Consider the following 24,432-nt stretch of genomic DNA (forward strand, 5'->3'; position numbering starts at 1 on the left):
CGAATGCCGCGGGCACTTGAGTCAGGCTTACAGGAAGGGGTCCAGCGTCTGTTCATTCTTGAGCAAGGTGGCCGCCAGGCCGCGGCCGAACATATCGGTGTTGTTGGCGATATGCGCGCGCCCGGTCATCAGGTCGAGGAAGATGCGGGTCAGCGGATTCTTGCGGTAAGTGCCGGCGCCACCGCAGCAGCGCAACAACTGGTTGACCAGCTCGCCGCTCTGGTAGGCAACGCGGGTGAGCTGATAGCGCCAGGCCATGCGCGTATTCGGGTCGACGGCTTCGCCACTTTCGGCCGCCGCGTAAACGCGCCGGTAGTGTTCCAGACGCAGCGTCCTCATTTCTTCGTAAGCGGCAATCGCCTGCGCATAGGCCAGCTGCGCATTGGGGTCTTCGATGGCGCGGTTGCCCATGTTCTTGCCGACCAGCGGCGTGGCGAAGTCACGGAAGGCTTCGGTCGCGCCCTTGAGTGCGCCGATGCAGGAATTGGATACCGCCGGGATAAACATCTGGGCAAACGGGATGCGATATAGCGCCGAGGTATTGAGTTCGCGCCCCGGGTGCGCCGCTTCCACATGCTGGTTGGTCGCGTGGGTGCGGTGCACCGGCACGAAAGCATCTTCGACCACGATATCGTGGCTGCCGGTGCCCCTGAGGCCGATCACATCCCAGTTACGCTCGATACGGTAGTCGGACTTGGGTAACAGGAAGGTGCGGTAGGTGTCGCCGCCCTTGCCTTCTGTGGGCTTGAGGTTGCCGCCGAGGAAGACCCAGTCGCAACGCTCGCAACCGGTGGAAAAACTCCAGCGCCCGCTGATACGGTAGCCGCCGTCCACTTCGGTGACCTTGGCCACCGGCATATAGGTCGACGCGATCAGCGTGCTGTTATCCTCGCCCCACACCTCCTGCTGCGCCTGATCGGGAAACAGCCCCAGTTGCCATGGATGCACACCGACCACCCCATACATCCACGCGGTGGACATGCAGCCTTCAGCCAGCGCGAACTGCACCTCGGCAAATACCGCCGGATGCATCTCGTAACCGCCAAAGCGCTTGGGCTGCAAGATGCGGAACAGACCGGCCTCCTGCATGTCGGCAATGGTTTCGGCCGGAATGGTCTGTTCGCGCTCGGCGCGCTCGGCACGTTCTTTCAGTGCCGGTATCAGTGCGCGGGCGCGGGCAATCAGTTGTTCGGCGGTGGCTTGGGTCATGGCATCTCTCCTGGCTTGTCTAAGCCCTGTAGGCTGATGCAGATACTTCCACCTTGACGCCAGTACGGAATCGTCTGATTGGATTAGGGGCTTTGCTGCACAAGAAACTGCAGCCCACAAAACCCATATCTCCACGCTAAATTAGGCCAAAGCCACCGTCTCGGGCCCTCCGGCGCGTGAAATTCTGCTGGAACTAAGGCAGCGCGGCATGGTTGGCGGGCAGGAAGACAACCCTACTCAATATGGCGCGGCAACAAATGACTGCCGCGTTGGTCGCTTCTTGATTGGCGACGTCCAAACCATGAGTACCCGGTAAAGATCGCTAAAACCGGACACGATTTTTAAACCGCCCAGCAAGGCCCGGCACATGACCGGGCTTTTTATATTGATAAAACGCGGTTTTTATAAAAATACCGGCGAATAACCTTACTCATAATAATGTAATTAAATTTCTATGGCATAATTGATGCAATGCAAAATTCACTCTAGGAGATCTCATGATGATGATGCATAGCAACCCCTTTGCGCGTGTACTGATCCTGATTGGTGCGCTATCGGCACTGCTGCTGGCCTGTTTCATAGGCTTGATGAAAGCCAACAACAACCTTGAACAGGCCTACCAGGCGCAATATCACTCCTACCTGCTCGCGGATGAGTTTCGCCAGTCTTCGGATGATTTAACCCGCACCGCGCGTACCTTTGTTGTGACCGGTGATCCACGCTTTCAGCGCGAATACCAGACTATTGCCGACATACTTGACGGCAAAGCCGCACGCCCGCAGGAAGCCGAACGCATTTACTGGCCTTTCATTGAAGCTGGCGGCAGCAAGCCGCGTCCGGATGGCGAAAAGGTCGCCCTGCTTGAATTGATGAAGCAAGCCGGCTTCACCCCGGCGGAGCTAGCCAAGCTGGATGAGGCAAAGCAGGCATCCGATGCGCTGATCAAACTGGAAGAAGATGCGATGAAACTGGCAAGCGGCACAGCGGAAGATCAGGCGCGTGCACGCGAATTGGTACACGGCCCGCGCTATCACGCCCAAATCGCCCAGATCATGCAGCCAGTCGATACCTTCTTTGGCTTGCTAAAAACCCGTTCGGCACAGGCCGTTTCCCAGGCAGAGCAGATCAAAACCGGCATTTCAATTTTACTGGCATGTCTGATGGTCGCCATATTTACCGCGCTGTGGCTGGCTAACCGCACCTTGCGCACCCAGCTTGGCGGCTCGGTCGACAGCGCCCATCGCAGTATTACCACCTTTGCCGCTGGCGATTTTTCGCAAGCAGTGAGCTACACCGGCCGTGAAAGCATACTCGGCCAGCTTGAAACCATGCGCCAGTCGCTGCAAGGTACGCTGGCCAGCGTGCGCGAACAAAGCCGTGAGGTCGCGATTTCGGCAGGAGAAATGGACCATGCCGCCAGCGAGGTTTCCAAAAGCTCCAGCCATCAAGCAGAGGCCGCCAGCGGCATGGAAGCCGGAATGCAGCAAGTGTCGGCCAGCATGGATGGGGTGGCACACTCCGCCAGCCGGGTCGATGCACAAAGCCGGGATACCCGCGAAGTAGCCGAGCGCGGCGCAGGCATTATCACCGCCACAGTGCGCGAGATCGAGGGCATTGCTACAGCCGTTGAAGCCGCCGCCGGCTCGGTAAGCGAACTTGGCCGCAAGGGAAGCGAAATTGGCAGCATCGTACAAGTGATCAAGGATGTCGCCGACCAGACCAACCTGCTGGCACTGAATGCAGCCATCGAGGCCGCGCGGGCCGGCGAGCAGGGGCGTGGTTTCGCGGTGGTGGCAGACGAGGTCAGAAAGCTGGCCGAGCGCAGCGCACGGGCCGCTGCCGATATTTCGGAGCGCATAGGCGACATCGGTCACGGCACCGCACAGTCGGTCGAGCGCATGCAGGTCGTCAGCGACAAAGTCGAGTCCGGCGTCAAACTGGCGCAGGATGCAGGCTGCGCCATGCAAGCCATCCATAAACGGACGATGGAACTGGAGCGCGAGACCGCCGAGATTGCGCGTGCGATCGAAGAACATGTCAGTGCCAACAGCCACATCAATGCCCATGTCGAGAATATCGGTGTGATCGCCGAGCAGAATCAGCGTGTCGCTGACAATGCAGCCTCTGCCGCGCAGCAAATGACGGCACTAAGCGAAGCGATGCAGGCTCAGGTCGAGCACTTCCGCGTCTGAGTAAAGCGGGGTGCCATTGTCTGGATACTGAATAGAAAAAACAAAAGCCCGACACCACAAGGTGTCGGGCTTTCAAGCTGTGATGACGGAGTTACTGCTGTACTGCCATTCCCTTCACGCGAATGATGACACGGCGGTCAGGCTGCAAGCACTTGATCAGTTCGGCGCGTGGTTTCACATTGTCGCACTTGTTGCCGGTCACAGGATCAGCCTTGCCAAAGCCTTCGGCGGTGATGATGCCGGCCGGAATGCCCTGTTGAACAAGGAAGTCCGCAACCGTCGCAGCACGCTCCTTGGAGAGCTTCATATTGTAGGCATCCGAACCGATGCGGTCGGTGTAACCGGCAATATTAATGGCGGCTTCTTGTGGGCGTGCCTGCTTGATCTGCTGGACGATGGTAGACAGTTCAGCCACGCCGGCATCATTGAGGTTCGCCTTATTGAAGGCAAACAGGGTGTCACCCTTCAGGGCAAACTCCATCAATTGCACCGGAGCAGGTGCCGGTGGTGGTGTCACCACGGCAACCGGCACAGGGGCAGGCGCACCGCCGAAGTGGTAGGCTACGCCGAGTGACAATAAGCCGTTGTCGGCACGAATACTGGTTTTGTCGACTTTACCCAGATGGTGGGTGTATTGATACTCGAAGCGAGTCGACCAGTTCTTGTCGATGGCGTAATCCAGACCCAGTGCAGCCAGCGGGGCTGCGCCATTATGGTGATCGCCATCGCCGCTGACGCGATAGCCCATTACCCCGAGTCGGGCATAAGCATCCAGCGCCTCGGTCAATGGCGCGCTGAATTTACCCGACAACTGCACCCCCTGGAATCGAGCTTTACCCATTTCAAGTCCAGACGCATTATCTACCTTCAACTTGCCAAGGTAGTCATAGCCCCCTTCCAGCGCAAACCAGTCGTTGAACTGGTAGCCGCCATACACGCCACCGCCAACCTTGTCGTTATTGCTGTTGTGTCCATCCTGCAGGCCACTCGCAAATTCTTTGTTGTAAAAATCAGACCAACCCACCTTGGCCCCAAAATAGCCGGGCTCATCAACATTGGCGGCATGCGCCAGAGGCAGTGTGGCCAGGCCGGCAAGTGACAACAAAACGCGCAAAGATTTTTTCATGAACCGCTCCTAATCCGGATGATGGCAACACAAGCTGTGCGCAACGCCCATTACGCCCAACTCACGATTCCAGTATGGGTAGACGAAAACGCAAAATGCCATGTTTTGTTGCGTTAAAACCCAGAGATAAGTGCGTAGCGCGTAGCTGAAATACAACACAAAGCACTGTTCCATGCTCAAGCCAGACCGCAGATACGTCCATCCTCCACATCGATGTGGTAAGCCTGCGGAGAGCGCGGCAGGCCGGGCATGCGCAGCACCTTGCCCGCTAGCGCCACGATAAAACCGGCACCGGTATTGGGCAGCAATCTGACAACCGGCAACACGAAGCCATCCGGCGCACCACGCAGCGCAGGATCATGGCTAAACGAGTACGGCGTTTTAGCCACACACACCGGCAAGCGATCCAGACCCCATACCTGCAAGTGCGCCAGATCATCCTCCGCCTCGGGCGACAGGGCGACGCCCGCGCCGCCATAAAGCTGACGGCTTAGCGTATCCAGTTTTTCACTTAATGTCGCATCCGCCGGATAGCTAAAGCGCACCGCCGGCGCCGGCTCCTGCCCTGCCGCCATCACGGCGCGAGCCAGATCCAGCGCGCCTTCACCGCCTCTGGCAAAACCGTCACAGATGGCAAAGCCCGCAGCACCGGCCTCGCGACTCGCTTGCGCGACCACGGCAATTTCATCATCGCTATCGCCAGCAAAACGGTTGAGCGCGACCACCACGCGCTGGCCAAAGCCAGCCAGATTGGCCAGATGGCGGCGCAAATTGGGCAGACCGGTCGTGAGTGCGGCCAGGCTGGCTTGCGAACAGGCCGCCAGCTCTACCCCGCCATGCCACTTCAGCGCCTTGAGCGAGGTCACCAGCACGGTCACGGCCGGTGCCAGCCCGCTTTGCCGGCATTTGATATTGAAGAATTTTTCCGCGCCAAGGTCGGCACCAAAACCGGCTTCGGTAATCGCCCAATCCGCACAGGACAGGGCGGCACGGGTCGCGCGCACCGAGTTGCAGCCATGGGCAATATTGGCAAACGGTCCACCATGAACAAAAGCCGCATTACCTTCCAGTGACTGCACCAGATTCGGTTTGAATGCGTCCAGCAGCAAAGCCATCAGGGCACCCGTGATACCCAGTTCGCGCGCATAAAATGGGGTACCGTCACTACGCAGCCCCAGCAACAAACCATCCAGTCGCCGGCGCAAATCAGCTTCGTCTTCGGCCAGACACAGCACCGCCATGATTTCCGAGGCCGCGGTAATATCGAAACCGGTATCGGCCGGAATGCCGTGCGTCGGTCCGCCAAGGCCGGTCACCATATGGCGCAGCGAGCGGTCATTGACATCCAGCACCCGGCGCCAGTAAACGGCTTCAAGATCAGCCAGTGCATGGTGGCGCACATTGTCCAGCATGGCGGCGATCAGATTATTGGCGCTGGTGATGGCGTGAAAATCGCCGGTGAAATGCAGATTGATCGCTTCCATAGGCAATAGCTGCGCATAACCACCGCCAGCCGCCCCACCCTTCATGCCAAAGCAGGGACCAAGCGAAGGCTCGCGCAAGGCTAAAGCGGCCGACTCGCCCAGACGCTTCAGGCCTTGTGCCAGCGCAACCGACACCGTGGTCTTGCCGCTGCCAGCCGGCGTACCGCTGGTAGCCGTAACCAGTACCAGCTTGCCCGCAGGCGCCCTGCCTGGTGCAAGGGTAACTTTGGCCTTGTCGCGGCCATAGGGTTCGTATTCGCCCGGAGAAAAACCCAGCGTGCCGGCTAACGCATCAATGGGGATAAGCGTAGCAGACTGGGCAATTTCGATATCGGATAGCATCGGCAGACTCGGTAGGAGGAAATGAGCCGATAGAGTAAAGAAAGCGGAAGCTTTCAACCATGAGCCAGATCAGATGATTGCGTCGCTAAGGTCGAGATTGAAATGAAACGCGAGGGCGGCTCATGCATACGCGAAGCGCAATATAAGCTGTCTGTCAGGCTTGCGCTTGCTGCACATAAGCGCAATCTTTGACGCAGTCAGGCGCTGCCATCCCCTCGGAAGGATCTGGCCGATACAGAACAATACGGTTTCTGCCACCGCGTTTGGCCTGATACATCGCAAGATCGGCATCATGCAGCACGCATTCGGCATCCGTATAGCCACGATGCCCCAGCAATACGCCTATGCTGGCCCCCACCTGAGCCAGATCTGCGCCCAGTACGACGGGGTGGCGTAGTTCAGCCAGCAAACGCTTGGCCAGATGCAGCACGGCCATGGGCTGTGCGCTACCGGTCAGTAGCAAGGCAAACTCATCACCGGACAAACGCGCCAGCGTGTCGTGGCTACGCACACATGCGCTCATGCGCAAAGACAAGGCCTGTAGCAAAGCGTCGCCCGCCGCATGACCAAAGCGGTCATTCACGGCTTTAAAGCCATCAAGATCGATAAATAGCACGGCAAACTGCAAACCATCACGCTGCTGCTGACGCAATGCCTGTTCCAGGCGATCATGAAACAGATTGCGGTTCACCAGTCCGGTCAGTGTGTCATGAAAAGCCATATGACGGATCTGATGCAAAATTGTCTTGCGCTCGGTGATGTCATCCAAATGCAAATGCAATAATTTGCACCCATTTTGCAGCAGCACCGTAGCGGTGGCATCACAATCAAACACCGAACCATCAGCCCGACGGAAACGGCATTCGCAACGTTTGGTATCGCCTGCATTCACCCCGCCATCCAGCATCGCCAGTAACTGCACAGCACGCATATCGGTCGGGTCCAGCATCTCGGCCAAAGAACGGCCAAGCAGTTGCTGAGGCGAAGATTCATGAAACAGCAGCGCCGCACTGGCATTTATTTCGCAGGCCTGACCATCGCGCAGCAGCAGCATACCGTCAATGGAGCTGGCAAAAACAGAGGCAAAACGCTGCTCGCTCTCATCACGTTCATGCAGCATCCTGTTTTTGTCGTCAATCAGCTCATTGATGGCACCCGCAAGATCGGTCACCTCGTCGCGACCATCGAGCATCAGCCGCTCGACCTGCCCCTCCCCCCGGATGCGCCGGATAGCCATCAGCAGATGATGCAAACGCCGGCCCACCCTGAATTGCAAGAGATACAAGGCAAGCAGCCCGATCAGCAAAATACCGGCTATCGAGACTAAGGCCATGATATTGATGTTGGAGACACCCAGCGCCGACACCTCGCGCTTGGCACTGCGCCCCAGCAATAAAGCCGGCTTATTGTCCAGATTGCGTACTGCAATCCAGCTCTCGATACGATGATCGCCCGGCAGCACCAAGACATCCCCGCCGGGCATTTTTTGTGCCACCCATGCAGTCACCTCATCGGGCAAGTCGCGCGAAGTCACAGACAGAATCCGCGTATCACTGGAGAAAAAAGTCGCCTTGTTACGTAAAAGTATCTTATCCGCGCGCACCCCCCACGCCATATAACCGGATGGTGCCCCCTTCGCAGCCGTCGGCCTCACCGGCGTCAAGATGATGTAATACGCCCCGATAGGCAAACGCACCACACCGGACAGCACAGCACGATTAGAGGTCGTAACCAGCTGGAACAGATGACGGCCAAACTCGCTGTCGGCAACCAAGCCTTTCACAAGCCAGGGCGGGTTGTACACCATAGCCTTGGAGGTGTTTTCAACCGAAAGCAGCATTAAGCCTTCGGCATTGAAAAATGCCATGAAATCGATGCCGATATCGCCAAAGCGCTTGGGCGAGAACATTCCGCGCAGAATCTTGGCGTCTCCGGTCCGGATAAAATGATCGGTTTCATCCCAGTTGGCCCAGTCTGAGGCTGAACGACTCAAACCATAGGCGCTTTCCAGAAAGACATCTCGCGTATGGGTGGCGGCATCCTCAGCCAGACGGCGTTCCGCTGCGTCAAACGAAGGGATAAGCAGGCCACGACCCAGCAGCCCGATCAGAAGGGCAAGCACCATACACGATGAGGTCAGGATCAGCGCCGTCCTTCGGGCAAGCGGACCTGGCAGCCATGAGCGTTTCCAGCGCATTTACATCCCTCAGAATATGGTTAATCTTGCCATTACTTCCATGACGTGGCTCTGCCTTCTCTAAAGACAAAACGACTCTACACCAATGCCTTCGTCATTGTCGATTGGCTACAAGGAATAAATACCCACATCAACTACAAGATGTCTTATGAAAGATACCTGTCAATAAACAGCCTTCCCGGCACTTAGCCGGGCATCAAGCACAGTTAAGGCTGCTTCTACGGTCTGCCGGCGCACTGCAGCGCGGTCGCCAGCAAAGTGGCACACAAAGGCCTCGATCCCCTCAGGCCCGGCAAGTGCCAACCATACTGTACCGACCGGCTTGCCGGGCGAACCGCCGCCGGGGCCGGCAATACCGGACACCGCGATGGCCCAGTCTGCCCCCGCCACCCGACAGGCGCCTGCCGCCATCTCGCGCACGGTCTCCTCGCTGACTGCACCATAGTCATCCAGCGTCTGCGGCTTAACGCCTAACAGTCCGACCTTTGCCGCATTGGCATAGCTGACCATGCCCCAGCCAAACCAGGCGGAGCTGCCGGCGATATCGGTAAGCGCAGCGGCGATCAGGCCACCGGTACAAGACTCGGCCGTTGCAAGCGTCTGGCCCTTGGCCAGCAAATACTCGCCTATGCGGTGACACTGCGCTTCAGTGTTCATGTAATTGCCGGTAGTGACTAATCAGGCCTGTAGTCGAGCTGTCATGCACGCCCACGTTTTTGCCCGGATTAAGCTCGGGCAAAATGGTACGCGCCAGCGCCTTGCCATACTCGACCCCCCACTGATCGAAGGAATTCAGCCCCCAGATCGCCCCCTGCACAAAGACCTTGTGTTCATACAAAGCAAGCAGCATGCCCAGGCTGTGTGGTGTCACCTTGTCCAGCGCCAGCGTATTGCTGGGCTGATTGCCGGGGAATGTCTTTTGTGGTGCCAGCATGTCCAGCACTTCGCCATCCATGCCGGCCAGTTCGGCCATGGCCTCGGTGCCGGTCTTGCCGCGCATCAGCGCCTCGGTCTGGGCAAAGGCATTGGCCACCAGCACCTGATGCTGGCTTGCATCGTAATGCCCCTGCATCGGCACGATAAAATCGCACGGCACCAGCCGGGTGCCCTGATGCAGCAACTGAAAGAAGGCGTGCTGGCTGTTGACGCCCTCCTCGCCCCAGATCACCGGGCCGGTATCGAAATCGAGGCGCTCGCCATAACGGCCGACGCGCTTACCGTTGGACTCCATATCCAGTTGCTGGATATGGGCCGGCAGGCGGCGCAAGCCATGATCGTAGGGCATGATGGCGTGTGTATGCGCGCCATAAAAGGTGTTGTACCAGATACCAATCAGCGCCAGCAGCACTGGCATATTGACCTGAAACGGCGCATTGAAGAAATGCTCGTCCATGGCGTGGGCACCGGCGAGCAATTCGTCAAAACATTCGGGCCCTACCGCCAGCATGACCGACAGCCCCACGGTGGACCATACCGAGTAACGCCCGCCTACCCAGTCCCAGAAGCCGAAACGGTTGGCCGCATCGATACCGAAACCGGCAACGGCCGCTTCATTGGTCGATACCGCGACAAAATGCTTGTCTATGGCCGCTTCGGATACGCGCTCGACAAACCAGCGCCGCGCCGCCTGCGCATTCAACAAGGTTTCCGGCGTGGTAAACGATTTGGAAGCGATAATAAACAAAGTCGTGGCAGGGTCCAGCCTGGCCAGCGTGCGCGCAAGATGGGCCGGGTCGACATTGGAGACATAATGCAGCCTCGGCCCGCCCTGGGCATAGGGCGCCAGCGCTTCCGTGGCCAATAGCGGCCCCAGATCCGAACCGCCTATGCCAAGATTGACCACATCGGTCACCGCACGCCCGTCGTGACCGCGCCACAAGCCTGAACGCACGCGCCGGGAAAAATCGCGGATACGCGCAAGCTCTTCATGTACATCGGCCACAATATTGCGGCCTTCCACCTCAAGTACCGCATCCTTGGGCAGGCGCAAGGCGGTATGCAGAACCGCCCGGTTTTCGCTGACATTGATGCGCTCGCCGGCACGCATGCGCGCCATCCAGCCGGACAGATCGGCCACATCGGCTAGCTCCAGCAGCAATTCCAGCGTGCGCTCGCTAATGCGGTTTTTCGAATAGTCGAGCAGCAAGCCGTCCAGCTTGAGCGAAAAGCGTTCGAAACGCTGCGGATCAGCCTCGAACAGTTCGCGCATGGCCACATAGCGCGTGGCGCGCTGGTGCTGGTGCAGTTTGGCCCACACTTGCGAGGCATTGATGTCGTTGAAACGGATAGCAGCCATGGGGCAGGTTCAGCCAAAAATGAAAAAAGGGCGACGCATCACCCTTTGATTATGATATGCAAAAAGCCTATTCGCGAATGAAATTTTCGCGGTAATAACGCAGTTCTTCAATGGATTCCATGATGTCGGCCAGCGCCTCATGCTTGCCCTTTTTCACTACACCCTTGTAAACATCGGGCTTCCAGCGCTTGCACAGTTCTTTCAGCGTGGAGACATCCAGATTGCGGTAGTGGAAATAGGCTTCCAGCTTGGGCATCCAGCGCGCCATAAAGCGACGGTCCTGGCCGATGGAGTTGCCGCACATCGGCGTGACACGCTCTGCCACATGCTGTTGCATAAAGGCCAATAGCGCTGCCTCGACTTCAGCCTCGCTCAAGGAGGATGCGCGCACGCGCTCGGTCAGGCCGGTGCGGCCATGGGTCTTGGTATTCCATTCATCCATGCCGCTCATGACCGCATCACTCTGATGCACCACGTAGACTTCGGACTGGTCCAGCACATTCAGCTGGCTATCGGTCACAACCATCGCCACTTCGATAATGCGGTCGGAGTCAGGTTCCAGCCCGGTCATTTCCATGTCGAGCCAGATGAGCTTGTTCGGATCTTGTGCCATACTTGCCAGCTTTCTATAAAGATTGCCTATTCTCCGTGATTGCCGCCCGTTCGGCAAACGGCACACGCCATGACCGCACCCCTTTTTAACACCCTGTTTCTTTTTGCGCTGGCTTTAAGCCTGTGTTTGCGCCTGTTTCTGGCGCAGCGCCAGATAGCGCATGTGCGCACGCACCGCAATGCGGTTCCGGCCGAGTTCGCCGCCAGCATCCCGCTATCGACCTACCAGCATGCGGCCGACTACACCATCGCCAAAATGCGCCTAGCCATGGCCTCCAGCCTGTTTGATGCCTCACTCCTGCTGGTACTGACGTTGGGGGGCGGTTTGCAGTATTTATGGCAGGCAAGTGCCCTTTCCGGTCTGGACGAGCTAGGCCGCGGTCTTGTTTTTGTCGCACTGACCACACTGGCAAGCTCGCTTGCCGGCCTGCCCTTTACCCTGATTTCGACCTTCGGCATCGAGGCGCGTTACGGCTTTAACAAGGTCACACCGCGTCTCTTTATCACCGACCTGCTGCGTAGTACCTTGCTGTCGGTGCTGCTGGGCTTGCCGCTATTAGCGCTGGTGCTGTGGCTGATGCAAGGTGCCGGTACGCTGTGGTGGCTATGGGTGTGGCTGGCCTGGGCCGGCTTCAGCCTGCTTTTGCTACTGGTTTACCCGACCTTGATTGCCCCGCTTTTCAACCGCTTCCAGCCACTTGACGACAAGGTATTGGCTGCGCGCATCGACAAACTGCTCACCCGCACCGGTTTTAAAAGCCAGGGCATTTTCGTGATGGATGGCTCACGCCGCTCCAGTCATGGCAATGCCTATTTCACCGGTTTTGGTGCAGCCAAGCGCATCGTATTTTTCGACACCCTGCTGGGCACGCTAAGCCATGCCGAAGTCGAAGCGGTACTGGCGCACGAACTGGGGCACTTCAAGAAAAGACATGTCGCCAAACGCATGGCGACGACCTTTGCGCTGGCGCTGGTCTTTTTGTTTGTACTGGGCCAATGCTTGACTAATCTCTGGTTCTATCAGGGCCTGGGCCTATCCAGCCAGAGCTATGCCATTGCCCTTGTGCTTTTTTTCATGGTCATGCCGCTCTTCACCTTTCCGCTGACGCCCTTGTCCAGCCTGCTGTCGCGCAAGCATGAATACGAGGCGGATGCGTTTGCCGCCAGTGAAACGGCGGCCAGCGACCTGATCACGGCACTGGTCAAACTCTACCGCGACAATGCGTCCACGCTGACGCCAGACCCGCTTTATTCGGCTTTTTACGACTCGCACCCGCCGGCGACGCTGCGTATCGCCCATCTCAAAGGATTACCCGCATGAAATTGACCGACCTCTCTTGCAGCGAGACATATATCGCGCTGGATGCCAACGATTTGCTGATCCATCTGCAGGATTTGCCCGGCTGGCAGTTGCTGGACGGCGCGTTGGTGCGTAGCTGGCACTTTGCCGACTACTACCGCACCATGGCCTTTGTAAATGCGCTGGCCTTTATTGCCCATAAGGAAAACCACCATCCGGATTTATCCGTGCATTTCAACCGTGTTGTCGTGCGCTTCTCCACCCATGACGCAAACGGCATCACACTGAATGATGTCATCTGCGCCGCCAAATGCAGTGCGCTCGCAGGCGCACAAGCATGAAGGCGACCGGGCAGATTATCCGCAGTTACGGCCGCCGTTTTATCGTCGAGTGTGGCGACACCGAATACGATGCCACGACCCGCGCCAAACGGGTCGACTATGCCTGTGGCGACTGGGTCGACATCACCATACAGAATAAAGAGCAGGCGGTCATCGAGGGCACGCAGGAGCGGCGCAGCCTGCTCTACCGTCAGGACGACTGGAAAACCAAGGTGATCGCCGCCAATGTGACGCGCATCCTGTTTGTATCGGCTGCCGTACCCTCGCCCAGCGAGGAGCTGCTTGGGCGCTGCCTGATTGCCGCCGAAGCCGCCGATATCGACCCGGTGATTATCGTCAATAAAAGCGATTTGCCGGAAACGGCAGCATGGCTGAAAAAGCTCGAGCTGTATCAGCAACTGGGCTATCAGGTGGTGGTACTGTCCGCACTGGAAAATGCCGACGCCATCCGCCCGTTTCTTGCGGGGCACACCTCGGTACTCGTTGGCCAGTCCGGCATGGGCAAGTCGACGCTGACCAATGCCTTGCTGCCACATGTCAATGCACGCGTGGGCGACATTTCCACCGCGCTGGATACCGGCCGCCACACTACGACCCATGCCGCGCTCTACCATCTGGATGAAAACAGCCAGCTGATCGACTCGCCCGGCTTGCAGGCCTTTGGCCTGGCCCATATTGCCGCGACCGATTTCATTTACTACTTCCCCGAAATGCGGCCGCTCATCGGCCAGTGCCGTTTTCACAATTGCTCGCACCGCAACGAGCCGGACTGCGCGATCAAGGCCGCCGCCGCGCGCGGTGATATTGCCCCGCACCGGCTGGAATTGTTCCAGCGTCTGATCAGCGGCAAGCTGGATTAAAAATCGTCATGCAAAACGGGCTTCATGAACCATGAAGCCCGTCTGTTTTGTGCCGCTGAGGTCAAACCTTATTTCCAGCGTTTGAGCAGCAGGGAGTTACTGACGACGGACACCGAACTCAGTGCCATGGCCGCACCGGCAATGACCGGATTCAACAAGCCGAATGCCGCCAACGGAATACCCAGCGTGTTGTAGATAAAGGCAAAAAACAGGTTCTGGCGGATCTTGGCCAGCGTGGCGCGCGACAGGCGGATGGCGTCCAGCAGGTGCAGCAGATCACCATGCATCAATGTCACATCGGCTGCTTCTATCGCCACATCCGAGCCGGCGCCCATGGCGAAACTTGCATCGGCGACGGCCAACGCCGGCGCATCATTCACCCCATCCCCCACCATGCCGACCTTGAGGCCGGTCTTTTTATATGCCTCGATCTCGGCGGCCTTATTCTTGGGCTTGACCTCGCCCTTGAATTCGCGGATACCGGCCTCCCTGGCAATGGCGGCAGCCGTATCCTGATTGTCCCCGGTGAGCATCACCACCCGGATTCCCAGCGCCTGCAAACCGGCCACCGCCGCGCGCGAAGACGGCTTAAGCTTGTCGGCAATTGCCATCAACCCCGCCAGTTCGCCAGCGATGGCCACCGCCACCACCGTACAGCCCTGCCGCGTCCAGGCTTGCGCTGCCTCGGGCAGTGCAACCCCTATCCATGCGGGCTCCCCGACCTTGACTTGCCCTACCCCTTCAACCTCGGCCAGCACCCCTTGGCCGGGCAAGGCTAAAAAACCGTGACTGGCAGGCAGGCTCAGACTGCGCGCTTGCGCCGCCGCCAATAGTGCGCGCGCCAGCGGGTGTTCGGAGCCGGCCTCGACTGCGGCGGCCAGTGCAACGACTTCGTGTTCGCTACGCGAGCCCGCGATTACGCCAACCAGTTCAGGCCGCCCTTCGGTCAGCGTGCCGGTTTTATCCAGCACCACAAGACTCAGCCGGCCGGCGGTTTCCAGCGCCGCTGCATTGCGAAACAGGATGCCGCGCCGCGCCCCGTTGCCTATACCCACCATCACCGCCGTTGGCGTAGCCAGACCCAGCGCACACGGGCAGGCAATCACCAATACCGCCACCGCATGCACCAGCGCCTGCGTCCAACTGCCCGTCAACCAGCCGGTGGCGGCAAAGGTCACGACAGCAATCGCCACCACGACCGGCACAAACACGCCGGAAATCACATCGGCCAGACGCTGTATCGGCGCTTTCGAGCCTTGTGCCTCGCGCACCAGCTTGACGATCTGCGCCAGCTGGGTGCGCCCCCCTACGCCGGTGGCGCGTATTCTGACCATACCGTCCTGGCTCTTGCTGCCTGCAAACACTTGCGCACCCTCAGCCTTGACCAGCGGCAGGCTTTCACCGGTAAGCAGGCTTTCGTCAAAACTGGCTTGTCCGGACAGGATGACCCCGTCTACCGGCACGTTTTCACCATTACGCACCACCACGATATCGCCGGCTACCAGCTCGCTTACGGCGACGTCGGCAAAACCGCCATCGCGCTCGACCCTGGCCTGTTTGGGTGCCAGACGGATCAGCGCCTCGATCGCGCCGCTGGTCTTGCCCTTGGCCCGCGCCTCCATCAATTTACCCAGCAGTACCAGCGTAATCACGGCCGCACTGGCCTCGAAATACACATGCAGATGGTGCTGGCCGGCCAGCGTGACCCAGGCAGAAAAACCCCATGCCATGCTGGTACCCAGCGCCACCAGTACATCCATATTGGCGCCGCCACCGCGCAATGCACTATATGCCCCCTTGTAAAAGCGCCAGCCCACATAAAACTGTACCGGCGTTGCCAGGACAAGCTGCAAAGACCGTGGCAGCCAGCCATGATGCCCGCCGGCAAGCATGGCCAGCATGTCCAGCAAGAAGGGCAAGGTCAGCAGCAAGGACAAGAGGAAAATGTTCAGCTCATGCCGGTAAGCGGCCGCATGACGAACTTTGGCAGCATCGCCATCAGTTTCATCAGTCCGCGCGCGTGCGCCATAGCCGGCTTTTTGAATGGCCGCGATCAGGGCAGCGGCACTTTGTGTACCCTCGGGAAAATGCACTTGCACCGTTTCACTGGCAAAATTGACTACCGCCTCCACCCCGGGCAGGCGATTCAGTACCTTTTCGATGCGCGTGGCACAAGACGCGCAGCTCATGCCCTCCAGCGTCAGCGTAATCGACGCCTGCGGCACGCTAAAGCCAGCCTTGGCAATGGCTTGCGTGACTGCCAGCAAGGTTTGCTTGTCGGTGTCCAGATTAAGCTGCACGCTTTCGCTGGCAAAGCTGACGCTGGCCTCCACCCCGTCCAGCCGCCCCAGCACTTTTTCTATCCGCGTAGCGCAAGCTGCACAGCTCATGCCGTCTATGGGCAAGGTCAGGGTTACGGTACGCATGACGACACTCCAAAAAATAAGGCCCACCGCATGGGTGGGCATGATTCAGACTTCACTAAGTATTTAATACGACACCGGCGCACTCATGCACACTCAGATTGTCTGGCGCCCAGCCTTGCTGTGCAATGACCTGTCGTTTTTTCACCTGGCTGTCCGCTTCTGGCAATCAGGACCACGCCGCCTATCGTCAGCGCAGCACCCGCCAACTGCAGGCCAGACAAGCTTTCGCCCAGTATGCTCCACCCCATAAACAGCGTCAGCACCGGCCCCAATGTACTGACCGAAGCAGCACGCCCGGCGCCCAGCAGCCGTATAGCCTGACTCAATGCCCAGACTGGAAACACGGTGCTGAACAGTGCCATAGCCAGCGCGATGATATAGACCTGAGGTGGCAAAATCAGCGACGACCAGGCACTGGTCAAACCGAAATGCAGCATTACCGCAATACAGGCCACAAGAGAGGCAAAGGCGGCAAACGCCGTTGCGCCGATGCGGGCAAGCCATTCGCCAGAACCTGCAACATACACTGCATAGACTAACATGCTGGCGCCAACCCACGCGACACCGGTCCATACCTGCTCGTTTGCCTTTGCTGCGGCCAGATCATGCTGCAAAGCCAGTGCCGCACCGGCGTAGGCGAGCAATACAGCCAGCCAGACACGCTGCGGATAACGCTTACCCAGGAACAAGACCGAAATGAGCAGCACCACGGTGGGGTAAAGAAACAACAACAAGCGTTCAAGTCCGGACGAAATATACTGCAAGCCGATGAAGTCAAACAAACTGGCAAGATAATAGCCGCACAGTCCCAAAATAATCACCGCCACCGTCTCCTGTCGCCCCATGCGCCTGAGTGCGCCTTGGCGGATACACACCCAGGCCATGATGATAAAAAAAGGCAGCGCAAACAGCATGCGCAGCATCAGTAAAGCTTCAGCACTGGCGTGATAACCAAAACCCAGTTTGACGAAAATAGCCTTGGCTGAAAATCCGGCGGCGGATAAAACTGCCAGCAGTAAGCCTTTGTTTTTTGCGAAGGCAGTTTGATCCATCATTACCTTGAACCCGTTCATGAAATATATGAATATGCTTGCTTTGAAGCCGTCATTATGCGCAACAAGCGCTGAACCGGCCTCTGTCATTGCCATAGCAAGCTTTCATTAAAACAGAAGGGTATCAATGCGATTGGATTTGGTAGACCTGCGCTTTTTCCTGCTACTGGCTGAAAGCGGCAGCCTGAGCACGACCGCCTTGCGCTTCCCCATGGCGCTATCGGCTGCGAGCCAACGGCTGAAAAAACTGGAAACGCTCTATGGGCTGACACTGGTTGAGCGGCACTCGCGCGGCATCACGCTGAGTGCAGCGGGCGAACTGCTGCTGGCGCATGCGCGCAAACTGATACAAGCGACGGACAAGCTGGAGGATGAACTGGTCGAACTGGGGCAAGGCAAATGCCGCGCACTACGCATCTGCGGCAACACCATGGCGTGCCATGTTTTCCTGCCGGAAAGGCTGGGCGATGTGCTCGCGCATGAGCCAGAGATAGACTTACTGCTAAGCGAGGCACCCAGCCATGAAATCATCGGCCAGCTTGAACAAGGTTCGATCGATATCGGCATTCTGGACGGCAGCATGGGCATTAACCAGCTAAGCACACTGCCATTTGCCCGCGACCGGCTGGTACTGGTTTGTGCCGCTTCGCACGCCTTGGCGGGCAGGACCAGCCTGAAGTTTGCCGAGGCACTGGACCAGCCGTTTGTCGGTTTATCCGAAAGCAGCGCCATGCAGCGCTTTTTGCAGGACATGGCCAGACTCAAGGGCAGTACGCTGCGTATACGCGTTCGCATGCCCAACTTCCAGACTCTGGCCAATATGGTAGGACAAGGCTGCGGCTTGGGCATACTCCCTGCCAAAAGCGCACAACAACTGGCCGTGCTGTACGGACTGCGCATTATCCGGCTGGAAGATCACTGGGCAGAGCGGGAGCTGAAAATCTGCTTCACGGACTGGCAAGAGCTACCCGCACACGGCCAAAAACTGGTGAAAGCCCTGCTTGAGGGCAAGACATCAAACCGATCAAAACAAACCGGCCTTGTGTAGGACATTCCAGCTAGCCATACCCAGCGCGGTCATGAATAGCGAGCCCAATACATGACTGCTAACGGCAAACAACGCCCACAATGGTCGCCCCTGCTGCAACAAGGATGTGACCTCGACCGAAAAAGTCGAGAATGTGGTCAGCGCCCCCAAAAATCCGGTCACGACAAACAAGCGCCAGTGCGGGGCAATATCAGCATGGGCAAAATAGGCAATCGCCAGGCCGATCAGGTAGCCCCCCAGCAAATTGGCGATCAGTGTACCCGGTGGCAGCAGTGGAAAGTGGCGGTTCAATTCGCTCAACCCCCAGCGTGACAAGGCGCCCAGACTGGCGCCGCAGCAAATAGCTATAACTTGTTTCATGAATTGCTCTGACTAGCAAAGCGTATAAGTTTATTCATGCGCGAAGCACGTGGAAAGATAAAAGGCCAAACCTCACACAGACCTGATCAAATAAAAGCATACAAAGCAGGTCAAGCTTGATAAATGTCAAATAGGCGCAAAAATATGTCGGGTAAATTGCCAAAAATACTATCGGCATAATGTAAGATTATAAACAATGCATCCGGATAAAGTAGATGCAACAAGACAAACCCAAAGGAGTGAAGAAATGACCAGCCGTAGAACTTTCCTGCTTAAAGTGATCCCAGCTGCCGGTGCCCTTGCCGTACTTGGCGGCAAGGCCATGGCCGCGCCTGCTGCCGTTGTAGAAACCGACCCGCAAGCTATCGCACTGGGCTACAAGGCAAATACCGCCAAAGTCGACAAGGCCAAGTTCCCCAAGCACGCCGCTGACCAGCACTGCGGCAATTGCCAGCTATTTCAGGGCGCCGCCACTGCAGCCACTGCACCTTGCGCCATTTTCGGTGGCAAGCTGGTTGCCAACAAGGGCTGGTGCAGCGCCTGGGTCAAGAAGGCCTGACACGCGTCACGCACGTAAAAAAACGGACCTTAGCGGTCCGTTTTTTTACGTGTACTCTCCTCAACCCAGCCCGTGCTCTACGCCGTATACCGCCACCTGCACCCGGCTGGACAGCCCCAGTTTTTTCAGCACGTTCTGCACATGTATCTTCACCGTGCTCTCGGCCACATCCAGATGGCGGGCGATTTCCTTGTTGCTTTCACCCCGCACCAGACATTGCACGATTTCGCGCTCACGCGGGGTCAGCTTGTCATGTTCGGCAGGTACAGCCGGCACCGGCGTGACACGTGGCTGGGTACGGAACTGCGCCACCAGCTTGGCCGTCATATCGGCGGCAATCACCGACTTGCCCGCTGCCGCATCACGAATGGCCGCACTTAAGGTGTCTGCCTCGATATTCTTCAGCAGGTAACCGCGCGCACCATCGCGCAAAGCCTGCGCCAGCTCATCCGCCTCTTCCGACACGGTCAGGATCAGGATCGCCACCTCGGGCAAATCCTGCACCAGCAGCTGCAAGGTATCCAGCCCGGACAAGCCCGGCATATTCAAATCCAGCAAGATCACATCCGGGCGCAAGGTCTTGGCGCGTTTAATGCCCTCGACCCCGTCTGCCGCCTCGCCCACGACGTCAAAGTCGTCTTGCCTTTGCAATAGCAGGCGTATGCCCGAACGGAACAGGGTGTGATCATCGATCAGCAATATGCGGATAGTCATCTTTGGACTCTTTAATTTGTTTTCAAGCGGCTTGGCGCACCGCCTGTGATAGCTTCAGCAGCAAGCTGCAGCCCTCACCCTGCACCGAACTCAGTGTCAGGCTTGCGTTAAGACGACGAGCCCTCTCCTGCATAATATGCAGGCCAATATGCCCTTCAGCGCGGGAAACCACCTCTGCCGGATCATAACCGTCGCCATTGTCAGTAAGCTGCAACACAAAGTCCGCCCCATTTCGCATCATGATTTCAACTTTGCTCGCACAAGCGTGCTTGCGCACATTGGATAAAGCCTCCTGCAGGATAAACAGCACCTGCAACTGCTGCTCGGGCGGCAAGGGTGCACCACCTTGCTCCTGCACATCCAGCACAACCTCGGCATCACATTGGCGGCGAAAACGCGCAACGGTGTCTTCAATGCCGCTCATCAGCTCGCCCGGCCCCAGCTTGCTGCGGAAATTCAGCAACAGCTCGCGCACATCCTGATAGCTCTCTTCCACGCCGGTCTTCAATAGCGGCACAATTTCACGCACTTCCGCCATATCATCGGCCTTGGCTGCCAAATCCAGCATCTGCACCTGCAGATTCAGGAAATTCAGACCCTGGGCAATACTGTCGTGCAAGCCTTGTGCCACCAGCGAGCGCTCCTCCACCACAGCCAGCTGGCGCGCCTTTGCACTCAGGCGCCGGTTGAGCAATGCAACACCCAGCCGCTGGCCCAAGGTGCGCAGCAACTGGCTATCGGCCGAGCCGATGTCGCGCGGCGCATGAAAATGCAAAGCAAACGTACCCAAAACCTGATCAGGCGCGATGATCTGAAACGCGGCCAGCGCAGCAAAGCCTTCCTTGCTGCAGCGATAGCCCTCTGCTCGCGGACGCTGGCGAAAATCATGCACCAGCACCATCCCGCTCTGGCTGGCCTCGCCACACAAGCAGTCGTGTAGCCGGGTACAATTTTCCTCAGCCGCCAAGGCATCGGCCAGCCCTTCCGACACCGTCAGGTGCAACTTGCCGCTGTGACCATCCAGTACGCGCAGGCTGCCGCCTTCGGCATCTAAAAGCGGCATGACCCGCTGCAAAAAACCGCGGCACAAAGTCTCGATATCGCCGGGCTGATTGAGGAACGCCTCGATTTCATACAAGGCGGACAACTCGCGGTTTTGCGCCGCCAGTTGTGCCGTTTTGTCCTGCACCCTGGCTTCAAGATCACGATACAAGCCTTCCAGCTCATCGGCCATCTGGTTGAAGCCACCCGCCAGTATGCCCAGCTCGTCGCGGCTTTCAATCGGCAAACGTACGCCGAACTCGTGGCGGGCCATTTTTTGCAAACCCTGCTGCAAACGCAGTACCGGCAAGATGATCCACAAATACAGCAGGTAAATCATCGCCAGCGTACCGGCGCACGCCACCAGAGCCAGCACGCCTTGCGACAGGCGCAACCAGTCGTTTTGGCGCTCGTTGTTCTGCTCGACCAGCAACACCAATTGATTGGCGTGGCGAATGAACTCGGGCAGAGCCTGCAAATACGGCTGGCTGCTGCCCGTCTGTAGCGAAGTGGCCGCCGCTGGCTTGAGCACTGTTTGCCAATAGTGCACCACCTGGGCCATCTGCTCTTGCACAAGGCTCTCTGATGGCAGGAACAAGGGGCGCGCCGGATTGCCCGACACCAGTTGCGCCAGGGTCAGATCTTGCAGCGCAAGCTCGGCGTTCACCCTTGACTGATGAACAGTGAGATTTGGCGCAGGCTTTTGCAACTCCACCGCTACTTTGGTTGCCCGCATGCGCAGGCTACCGGCGTCATTGATCGCTGCCGCCGCACCTTCGAGCTGCCAGGACAGCCACAAAGTGCCCAAAATCATCGCCATGATCAGCAATAGCGCGGCGATGGCACTGGCAACGATGCGGGTAGACAGGCGCTGAGACAGTGCAGGAGGCGAGGCGGTAAAGCCAGGGTCTGGTGTAGTCATGGCACGCAAATGGGAGGGTAAAGCAACATCATGCATTCAAAGTGTGCGCATCATGCAGCAAGGCAGGCACCGTCGGCAAGTTCACAGCTTGCATCAGGCTGATAAACCAGCGCCAAAAACGCATCCGGGCGCGATGCTGCCCCTGCTTCAAACTTTGAAAAAGTCCGGACTGCCGTCGAAATACGGTTACCGGACACGGGGAAAGCCATCGACAAAGCGTTCGATATCGTACTCAAAACCGTTTTAGCCACCGGTTTGCGACATAAAACGCACGATTTTATCCGGCGTCTCGTTGAAATGATGGCGCTCCGGTTTGGCAGCGATCGCCGCATGGATGGCGGCCAATAATTCATCATCGCTCGCGCCCTCCCGCAGCAGGCTGCCCAGTGCCACGCTATCGTTCTGCCCCAGACACAGATAAAGCGTACCGTCTACACCGAGGCGCACCCGGTTGCAGGCCGCGCAAAAATGGCGCGACATAGGCGTAATCACGCCGAAACTCATGCCGCCATCGGCACTGGTCCAGTAACGGGCCGGCCCGGACCCCTGCCCCAACACCTGGGGAATCAGCCGGTATTGTTGCGCGATACGCTCACCTAAGGTCGTCACATCGATATAAGCCGCCTGGCGTCCGGTGTCGCCTATGGGCATGGTCTCGATCAGCCTGAGCACAAAACTGTGTTCCAAAGCAAAAACCAGCAACCGCGAAATATCGGCCTCATTGACCCCGGCTTGCACCACGGCATTGAGTTTGACAGGCGCAAAGCCGGCAGCACGTGCCGCCAGCAGCCCTTCCAGCACCTGGGGCAGGCAATCGCGCCCGGTAATCTCGGCAAAACGTGCCGCATCCAGCGTATCCAGACTGACATTGAGCCGCTTAACGCCGGCCTCCTTCAGCGCATGTGCATGACGAGCAAGCTGGGTTGCATTGGTAGACAAAGACAGGTCACGCAGCCCCGGCAAGGCGGTGATGCGCGCAGCCAAATCCGTCAGATTCCGCCGCAACAAGGGCTCCCCGCCGGTCAGGCGCACTTTGGATACGCCAAGACCGACAAACAGGCCGATCAGGCGAGCCATCTCCTCATGCGAGAGCCAGTGCGCCGGCTCCTCGAAGCCTTTAAAGCCCTTGGGCAAGCAGTAAGTACAGCGCAGATCGCAACGATCGGTCACCGAAACGCGCAAATAGTCGATGCGACGGCCAAAACCGTCGATCAGCGCCGTATTTTTTCCAGGCATTACCATGACAAACCCCAAGCAAGTATGCCGCGCACTGTGCCACCCTAGCGAGAAACATGCCATAGGCACGACAAACTAATCAGCAGAGCAGCGCTTACTGCACCAGCAGCGAGTCGGTAGCGGCAAGCGTCATCCCGCTGATCCGGCCTTGTCCCGCCAATAGCTGCAAATCCGGCAGGGTGACCGCATCACGCGCAGCCGCCGACAACACATAACACGCGAGCGGAAAGACCACAAACAGCACCCCCCATAAACAGGCGGCCCTTGACCGGCAGTGGCATCCGGGCCGACAGCCCAGCCGCCCTGGCATGGTAGCGATGAGCGCAGTATCTGGCCATTTCGGCCTGGTTCCAGCATAGCCATGGCGCGCACAATGCTGGACAATGGCGCCAGACCAAAAAACTGGAACACCATGCCTTCGCCTTTGCCCCTGACCCCGCCGGACAAAACCCATATCGCCACCTTGCCACCTTTTGCCGGGCTGACACTGGACCACATCACGGTGGTGCGCTGTCGCGATAGCGCTGAAGCCGCCTTGCAGGAAATGCAGCAACATCAGGCGCTGGGCTTTGATACCGAATCGCGGCCCACCTTCCACAAGGGGCAAAACTCGGAAGGACCGCATGTCTTGCAGTTTTCCAGTCTTGACCGGGCCTGGCTGTTTCAAAGCCATTACCATGACAGTCTGCCGGCCGCGTTCGAACTATTGCAGTCACCGCATATCGCCAAGGTCGGCTTCGGGCTGAAAAGTGATTTGGGACATCTGGGCAGCCGCTTTGGCATCGTTCCGCAACACATCATCGATCTGGACCGCAGCTTTCGCGCCCAGGGCTATCGCCAGCAAATCGGCGCCAAAACCGCCATCGCCATGCTGTTTGGCCAGAAACTGGCCAAATCCAAGCATATCAGCACCTCCAACTGGGCCAGCAAAGAGCTGGCCGAACGCCAGTTGCTGTATGCAGCCAACGATGCCTATGCCGCCATTTGCGTGCATCAGGCCTTGCTGGATGCAGGGCTGGTGCACGCACCAGTGTAAAGGCTCCGCCCTTTCTTCAAATCAAAAGCCCGTCGCAATGCGACGGGCTTTTGTTTACATCTGTTGCCGGACAGGCTTA

Annotated in this window: 21 protein-coding genes; 7 read left to right on the forward strand and 14 right to left on the reverse strand. The window is 58.1% G+C overall.

Annotation, left to right across the window (positions count from 1 at the left end; all coding sequences use genetic code 11):
* Window positions 1-27: 27 nt before the first annotated feature.
* Entirely contained in the window at window positions 28-1,209 is a 1,182-nt protein-coding gene (locus GQF02_RS11150) for an acyl-CoA dehydrogenase family protein (RefSeq protein WP_160797172.1), read from the reverse strand.
* A 497-nt stretch (window positions 1,210-1,706) separates the two neighbouring features.
* Between GQF02_RS11150 and GQF02_RS11160 the strand changes: the two genes are divergently transcribed.
* Window positions 1,707-3,401 carry a methyl-accepting chemotaxis protein gene (locus GQF02_RS11160; RefSeq protein ID WP_160797174.1) on the forward strand — a complete coding sequence of 565 codons (1,695 nt, stop codon included), beginning with the start codon at window positions 1,707-1,709 and terminating at the stop codon, window positions 3,399-3,401.
* A gap of 91 nt (window positions 3,402-3,492) precedes the next feature.
* Here GQF02_RS11160 and ompA read toward each other — a convergent pair whose 3' ends face one another.
* The 6 genes from ompA to orn all read right to left on the reverse strand — a co-directional run bounded on the left by ompA (window position 3,493) and on the right by orn (window position 11,459).
* Complete coding sequence (ompA, locus tag GQF02_RS11165) at window positions 3,493-4,527, reverse strand: porin OmpA (protein WP_160797176.1); 1,035 nt, start codon at window positions 4,525-4,527, stop codon at window positions 3,493-3,495.
* 176 nt (window positions 4,528-4,703) lie between these two features.
* Window positions 4,704-6,353: a formate--tetrahydrofolate ligase gene (locus GQF02_RS11170; RefSeq protein ID WP_160797178.1), complete on the reverse strand. Its 1,650-nt coding sequence runs from the start codon at window positions 6,351-6,353 to the stop codon at window positions 4,704-4,706.
* A gap of 154 nt (window positions 6,354-6,507) precedes the next feature.
* Window positions 6,508-8,478 carry a sensor domain-containing diguanylate cyclase gene (locus tag GQF02_RS11175; protein ID WP_160797189.1) on the reverse strand — a complete coding sequence of 657 codons (1,971 nt, stop codon included), beginning with the start codon at window positions 8,476-8,478 and terminating at the stop codon, window positions 6,508-6,510.
* 234 nt (window positions 8,479-8,712) lie between these two features.
* Window positions 8,713-9,207: a CinA family protein gene (locus GQF02_RS11180; protein ID WP_160797191.1), complete on the reverse strand. Its 495-nt coding sequence runs from the start codon at window positions 9,205-9,207 to the stop codon at window positions 8,713-8,715.
* A complete protein-coding gene (pgi, locus tag GQF02_RS11185) occupies window positions 9,197-10,846 on the reverse strand; it encodes a glucose-6-phosphate isomerase (RefSeq protein WP_160797193.1) in 1,650 nt (549 codons plus the stop codon). Before pgi ends, GQF02_RS11180 begins: the two co-directional genes overlap by 11 nt.
* 67 nt (window positions 10,847-10,913) lie before the next feature.
* Window positions 10,914-11,459: an oligoribonuclease gene (orn, locus tag GQF02_RS11190; protein ID WP_160797195.1), complete on the reverse strand. Its 546-nt coding sequence runs from the start codon at window positions 11,457-11,459 to the stop codon at window positions 10,914-10,916.
* 69 nt (window positions 11,460-11,528) lie between these two features.
* Between orn and GQF02_RS11195 the strand changes: the two genes are divergently transcribed.
* Genes GQF02_RS11195 through rsgA form a run of 3 tightly spaced genes read left to right on the forward strand, consistent with a single transcriptional unit; the run spans window position 11,529 to window position 13,959 of the window.
* Window positions 11,529-12,779 (forward strand): M48 family metallopeptidase, encoded by a 1,251-nt coding sequence (locus tag GQF02_RS11195; protein WP_160797197.1) that lies wholly within the window; start codon window positions 11,529-11,531, stop codon window positions 12,777-12,779.
* Window positions 12,776-13,099, forward strand: a complete 324-nt coding sequence (locus GQF02_RS11200; protein ID WP_160797199.1) for a 4a-hydroxytetrahydrobiopterin dehydratase — start codon at window positions 12,776-12,778, stop codon at window positions 13,097-13,099. The genes GQF02_RS11195 and GQF02_RS11200 overlap by 4 nt, the downstream gene beginning before the upstream one ends.
* A complete protein-coding gene (gene rsgA, locus GQF02_RS11205) occupies window positions 13,096-13,959 on the forward strand; it encodes a ribosome small subunit-dependent GTPase A (RefSeq protein WP_124733864.1) in 864 nt (287 codons plus the stop codon). The genes GQF02_RS11200 and rsgA overlap by 4 nt, the downstream gene beginning before the upstream one ends.
* Window positions 13,960-14,027: 68 nt before the next feature.
* On the opposite strand, the gene GQF02_RS11210 is transcribed toward rsgA, so the two are convergent.
* Together GQF02_RS11210 and GQF02_RS11215 are read right to left on the reverse strand one after the other, a co-directional pair.
* The gene (locus GQF02_RS11210) at window positions 14,028-16,385 is read right to left on the reverse strand and encodes a heavy metal translocating P-type ATPase (protein WP_160797201.1); all 2,358 of its coding nucleotides are present in this window, start codon (window positions 16,383-16,385) and stop codon (window positions 14,028-14,030) included.
* 83 nt (window positions 16,386-16,468) lie between these two features.
* Window positions 16,469-17,440: a DMT family transporter gene (locus GQF02_RS11215; protein WP_235930158.1), complete on the reverse strand. Its 972-nt coding sequence runs from the start codon at window positions 17,438-17,440 to the stop codon at window positions 16,469-16,471.
* 124 nt (window positions 17,441-17,564) lie between these two features.
* Between GQF02_RS11215 and GQF02_RS11220 the strand changes: the two genes are divergently transcribed.
* On the forward strand, window positions 17,565-18,485 hold the full coding sequence (locus GQF02_RS11220) for a LysR substrate-binding domain-containing protein (protein WP_160797205.1): 921 nt from the start codon (window positions 17,565-17,567) through the stop codon (window positions 18,483-18,485).
* Here GQF02_RS11220 and crcB read toward each other — a convergent pair.
* The gene (crcB, locus tag GQF02_RS11225; RefSeq protein WP_124733860.1) at window positions 18,462-18,845 is read right to left on the reverse strand and encodes a fluoride efflux transporter CrcB; all 384 of its coding nucleotides are present in this window, start codon (window positions 18,843-18,845) and stop codon (window positions 18,462-18,464) included. The two genes, GQF02_RS11220 and crcB, sit on opposite strands and share 24 nt — an antisense overlap.
* A 247-nt stretch (window positions 18,846-19,092) precedes the next feature.
* Between crcB and GQF02_RS11230 the strand changes: the two genes are divergently transcribed.
* Window positions 19,093-19,404, forward strand: a complete 312-nt coding sequence (locus GQF02_RS11230; RefSeq protein ID WP_160797207.1) for a high-potential iron-sulfur protein — start codon at window positions 19,093-19,095, stop codon at window positions 19,402-19,404.
* A gap of 60 nt (window positions 19,405-19,464) precedes the next feature.
* Here GQF02_RS11230 and GQF02_RS11235 read toward each other — a convergent pair whose 3' ends face one another.
* The 4 genes from GQF02_RS11235 to GQF02_RS11250 all read right to left on the reverse strand — a co-directional run bounded on the left by GQF02_RS11235 (window position 19,465) and on the right by GQF02_RS11250 (window position 23,552).
* Window positions 19,465-20,118 (reverse strand): response regulator, encoded by a 654-nt coding sequence (locus GQF02_RS11235; RefSeq protein ID WP_160797209.1) that lies wholly within the window; start codon window positions 20,116-20,118, stop codon window positions 19,465-19,467.
* 22 nt (window positions 20,119-20,140) lie between these two features.
* Complete coding sequence (locus GQF02_RS11240) at window positions 20,141-22,081, reverse strand: type IV pili methyl-accepting chemotaxis transducer N-terminal domain-containing protein (RefSeq protein ID WP_160797211.1); 1,941 nt, start codon at window positions 22,079-22,081, stop codon at window positions 20,141-20,143.
* Window positions 22,082-22,324: 243 nt separating this feature from the next.
* Entirely contained in the window at window positions 22,325-23,323 is a 999-nt protein-coding gene (gene moaA / locus GQF02_RS11245) for a GTP 3',8-cyclase MoaA (RefSeq protein ID WP_235930159.1), read from the reverse strand.
* Window positions 23,324-23,411: 88 nt separating this feature from the next.
* Entirely contained in the window at window positions 23,412-23,552 is a 141-nt protein-coding gene (locus GQF02_RS11250) for a hypothetical protein (RefSeq protein WP_160797213.1), read from the reverse strand.
* Between the two features lie 126 nt (window positions 23,553-23,678).
* Here GQF02_RS11250 and GQF02_RS11255 point away from each other — a divergent pair, with 126 nt between their 5' ends.
* Complete coding sequence (locus tag GQF02_RS11255) at window positions 23,679-24,353, forward strand: 3'-5' exonuclease (protein ID WP_220789442.1); 675 nt, start codon at window positions 23,679-23,681, stop codon at window positions 24,351-24,353.
* Window positions 24,354-24,432 lie beyond the last annotated feature (79 nt).

The sequence above is a fragment of the Craterilacuibacter sinensis genome, from assembly GCF_009831765.1.
GTDB lineage: Bacteria > Pseudomonadota > Gammaproteobacteria > Burkholderiales > Chromobacteriaceae > Craterilacuibacter > Craterilacuibacter sinensis.

What these genes read in the sequence shown, in the direction of transcription:
- GQF02_RS11150 (WP_160797172.1), bottom strand. Translation starts at nt 1,209, where the DNA reads ATGACCCAAGCCACCGCCGAACAACTGATTGCCCGCGCCCGCGCACTG.
- GQF02_RS11160 (WP_160797174.1), top strand. Translation starts at nt 1,707, where the DNA reads ATGATGATGATGCATAGCAACCCCTTTGCGCGTGTACTGATCCTGATT.
- ompA (WP_160797176.1), bottom strand. Translation starts at nt 4,527, where the DNA reads ATGAAAAAATCTTTGCGCGTTTTGTTGTCACTTGCCGGCCTGGCCACA.
- GQF02_RS11170 (WP_160797178.1), bottom strand. Translation starts at nt 6,353, where the DNA reads ATGCTATCCGATATCGAAATTGCCCAGTCTGCTACGCTTATCCCCATT.
- GQF02_RS11175 (WP_160797189.1), bottom strand. Translation starts at nt 8,478, where the DNA reads ATGGTGCTTGCCCTTCTGATCGGGCTGCTGGGTCGTGGCCTGCTTATC.
- GQF02_RS11180 (WP_160797191.1), bottom strand. Translation starts at nt 9,207, where the DNA reads ATGAACACTGAAGCGCAGTGTCACCGCATAGGCGAGTATTTGCTGGCC.
- pgi (WP_160797193.1), bottom strand. Translation starts at nt 10,846, where the DNA reads ATGGCTGCTATCCGTTTCAACGACATCAATGCCTCGCAAGTGTGGGCC.
- orn (WP_160797195.1), bottom strand. Translation starts at nt 11,459, where the DNA reads ATGGCACAAGATCCGAACAAGCTCATCTGGCTCGACATGGAAATGACC.
- GQF02_RS11195 (WP_160797197.1), top strand. Translation starts at nt 11,529, where the DNA reads ATGACCGCACCCCTTTTTAACACCCTGTTTCTTTTTGCGCTGGCTTTA.
- GQF02_RS11200 (WP_160797199.1), top strand. Translation starts at nt 12,776, where the DNA reads ATGAAATTGACCGACCTCTCTTGCAGCGAGACATATATCGCGCTGGAT.
- rsgA (WP_124733864.1), top strand. Translation starts at nt 13,096, where the DNA reads ATGAAGGCGACCGGGCAGATTATCCGCAGTTACGGCCGCCGTTTTATC.
- GQF02_RS11210 (WP_160797201.1), bottom strand. Translation starts at nt 16,385, where the DNA reads ATGCGTACCGTAACCCTGACCTTGCCCATAGACGGCATGAGCTGTGCA.
- GQF02_RS11215 (WP_235930158.1), bottom strand. Translation starts at nt 17,440, where the DNA reads ATGATGGATCAAACTGCCTTCGCAAAAAACAAAGGCTTACTGCTGGCA.
- GQF02_RS11220 (WP_160797205.1), top strand. Translation starts at nt 17,565, where the DNA reads ATGCGATTGGATTTGGTAGACCTGCGCTTTTTCCTGCTACTGGCTGAA.
- crcB (WP_124733860.1), bottom strand. Translation starts at nt 18,845, where the DNA reads ATGAAACAAGTTATAGCTATTTGCTGCGGCGCCAGTCTGGGCGCCTTG.
- GQF02_RS11230 (WP_160797207.1), top strand. Translation starts at nt 19,093, where the DNA reads ATGACCAGCCGTAGAACTTTCCTGCTTAAAGTGATCCCAGCTGCCGGT.
- GQF02_RS11235 (WP_160797209.1), bottom strand. Translation starts at nt 20,118, where the DNA reads ATGACTATCCGCATATTGCTGATCGATGATCACACCCTGTTCCGTTCG.
- GQF02_RS11240 (WP_160797211.1), bottom strand. Translation starts at nt 22,081, where the DNA reads ATGACTACACCAGACCCTGGCTTTACCGCCTCGCCTCCTGCACTGTCT.
- moaA (WP_235930159.1), bottom strand. Translation starts at nt 23,323, where the DNA reads ATGGTAATGCCTGGAAAAAATACGGCGCTGATCGACGGTTTTGGCCGT.
- GQF02_RS11255 (WP_220789442.1), top strand. Translation starts at nt 23,679, where the DNA reads ATGGCGCGCACAATGCTGGACAATGGCGCCAGACCAAAAAACTGGAAC.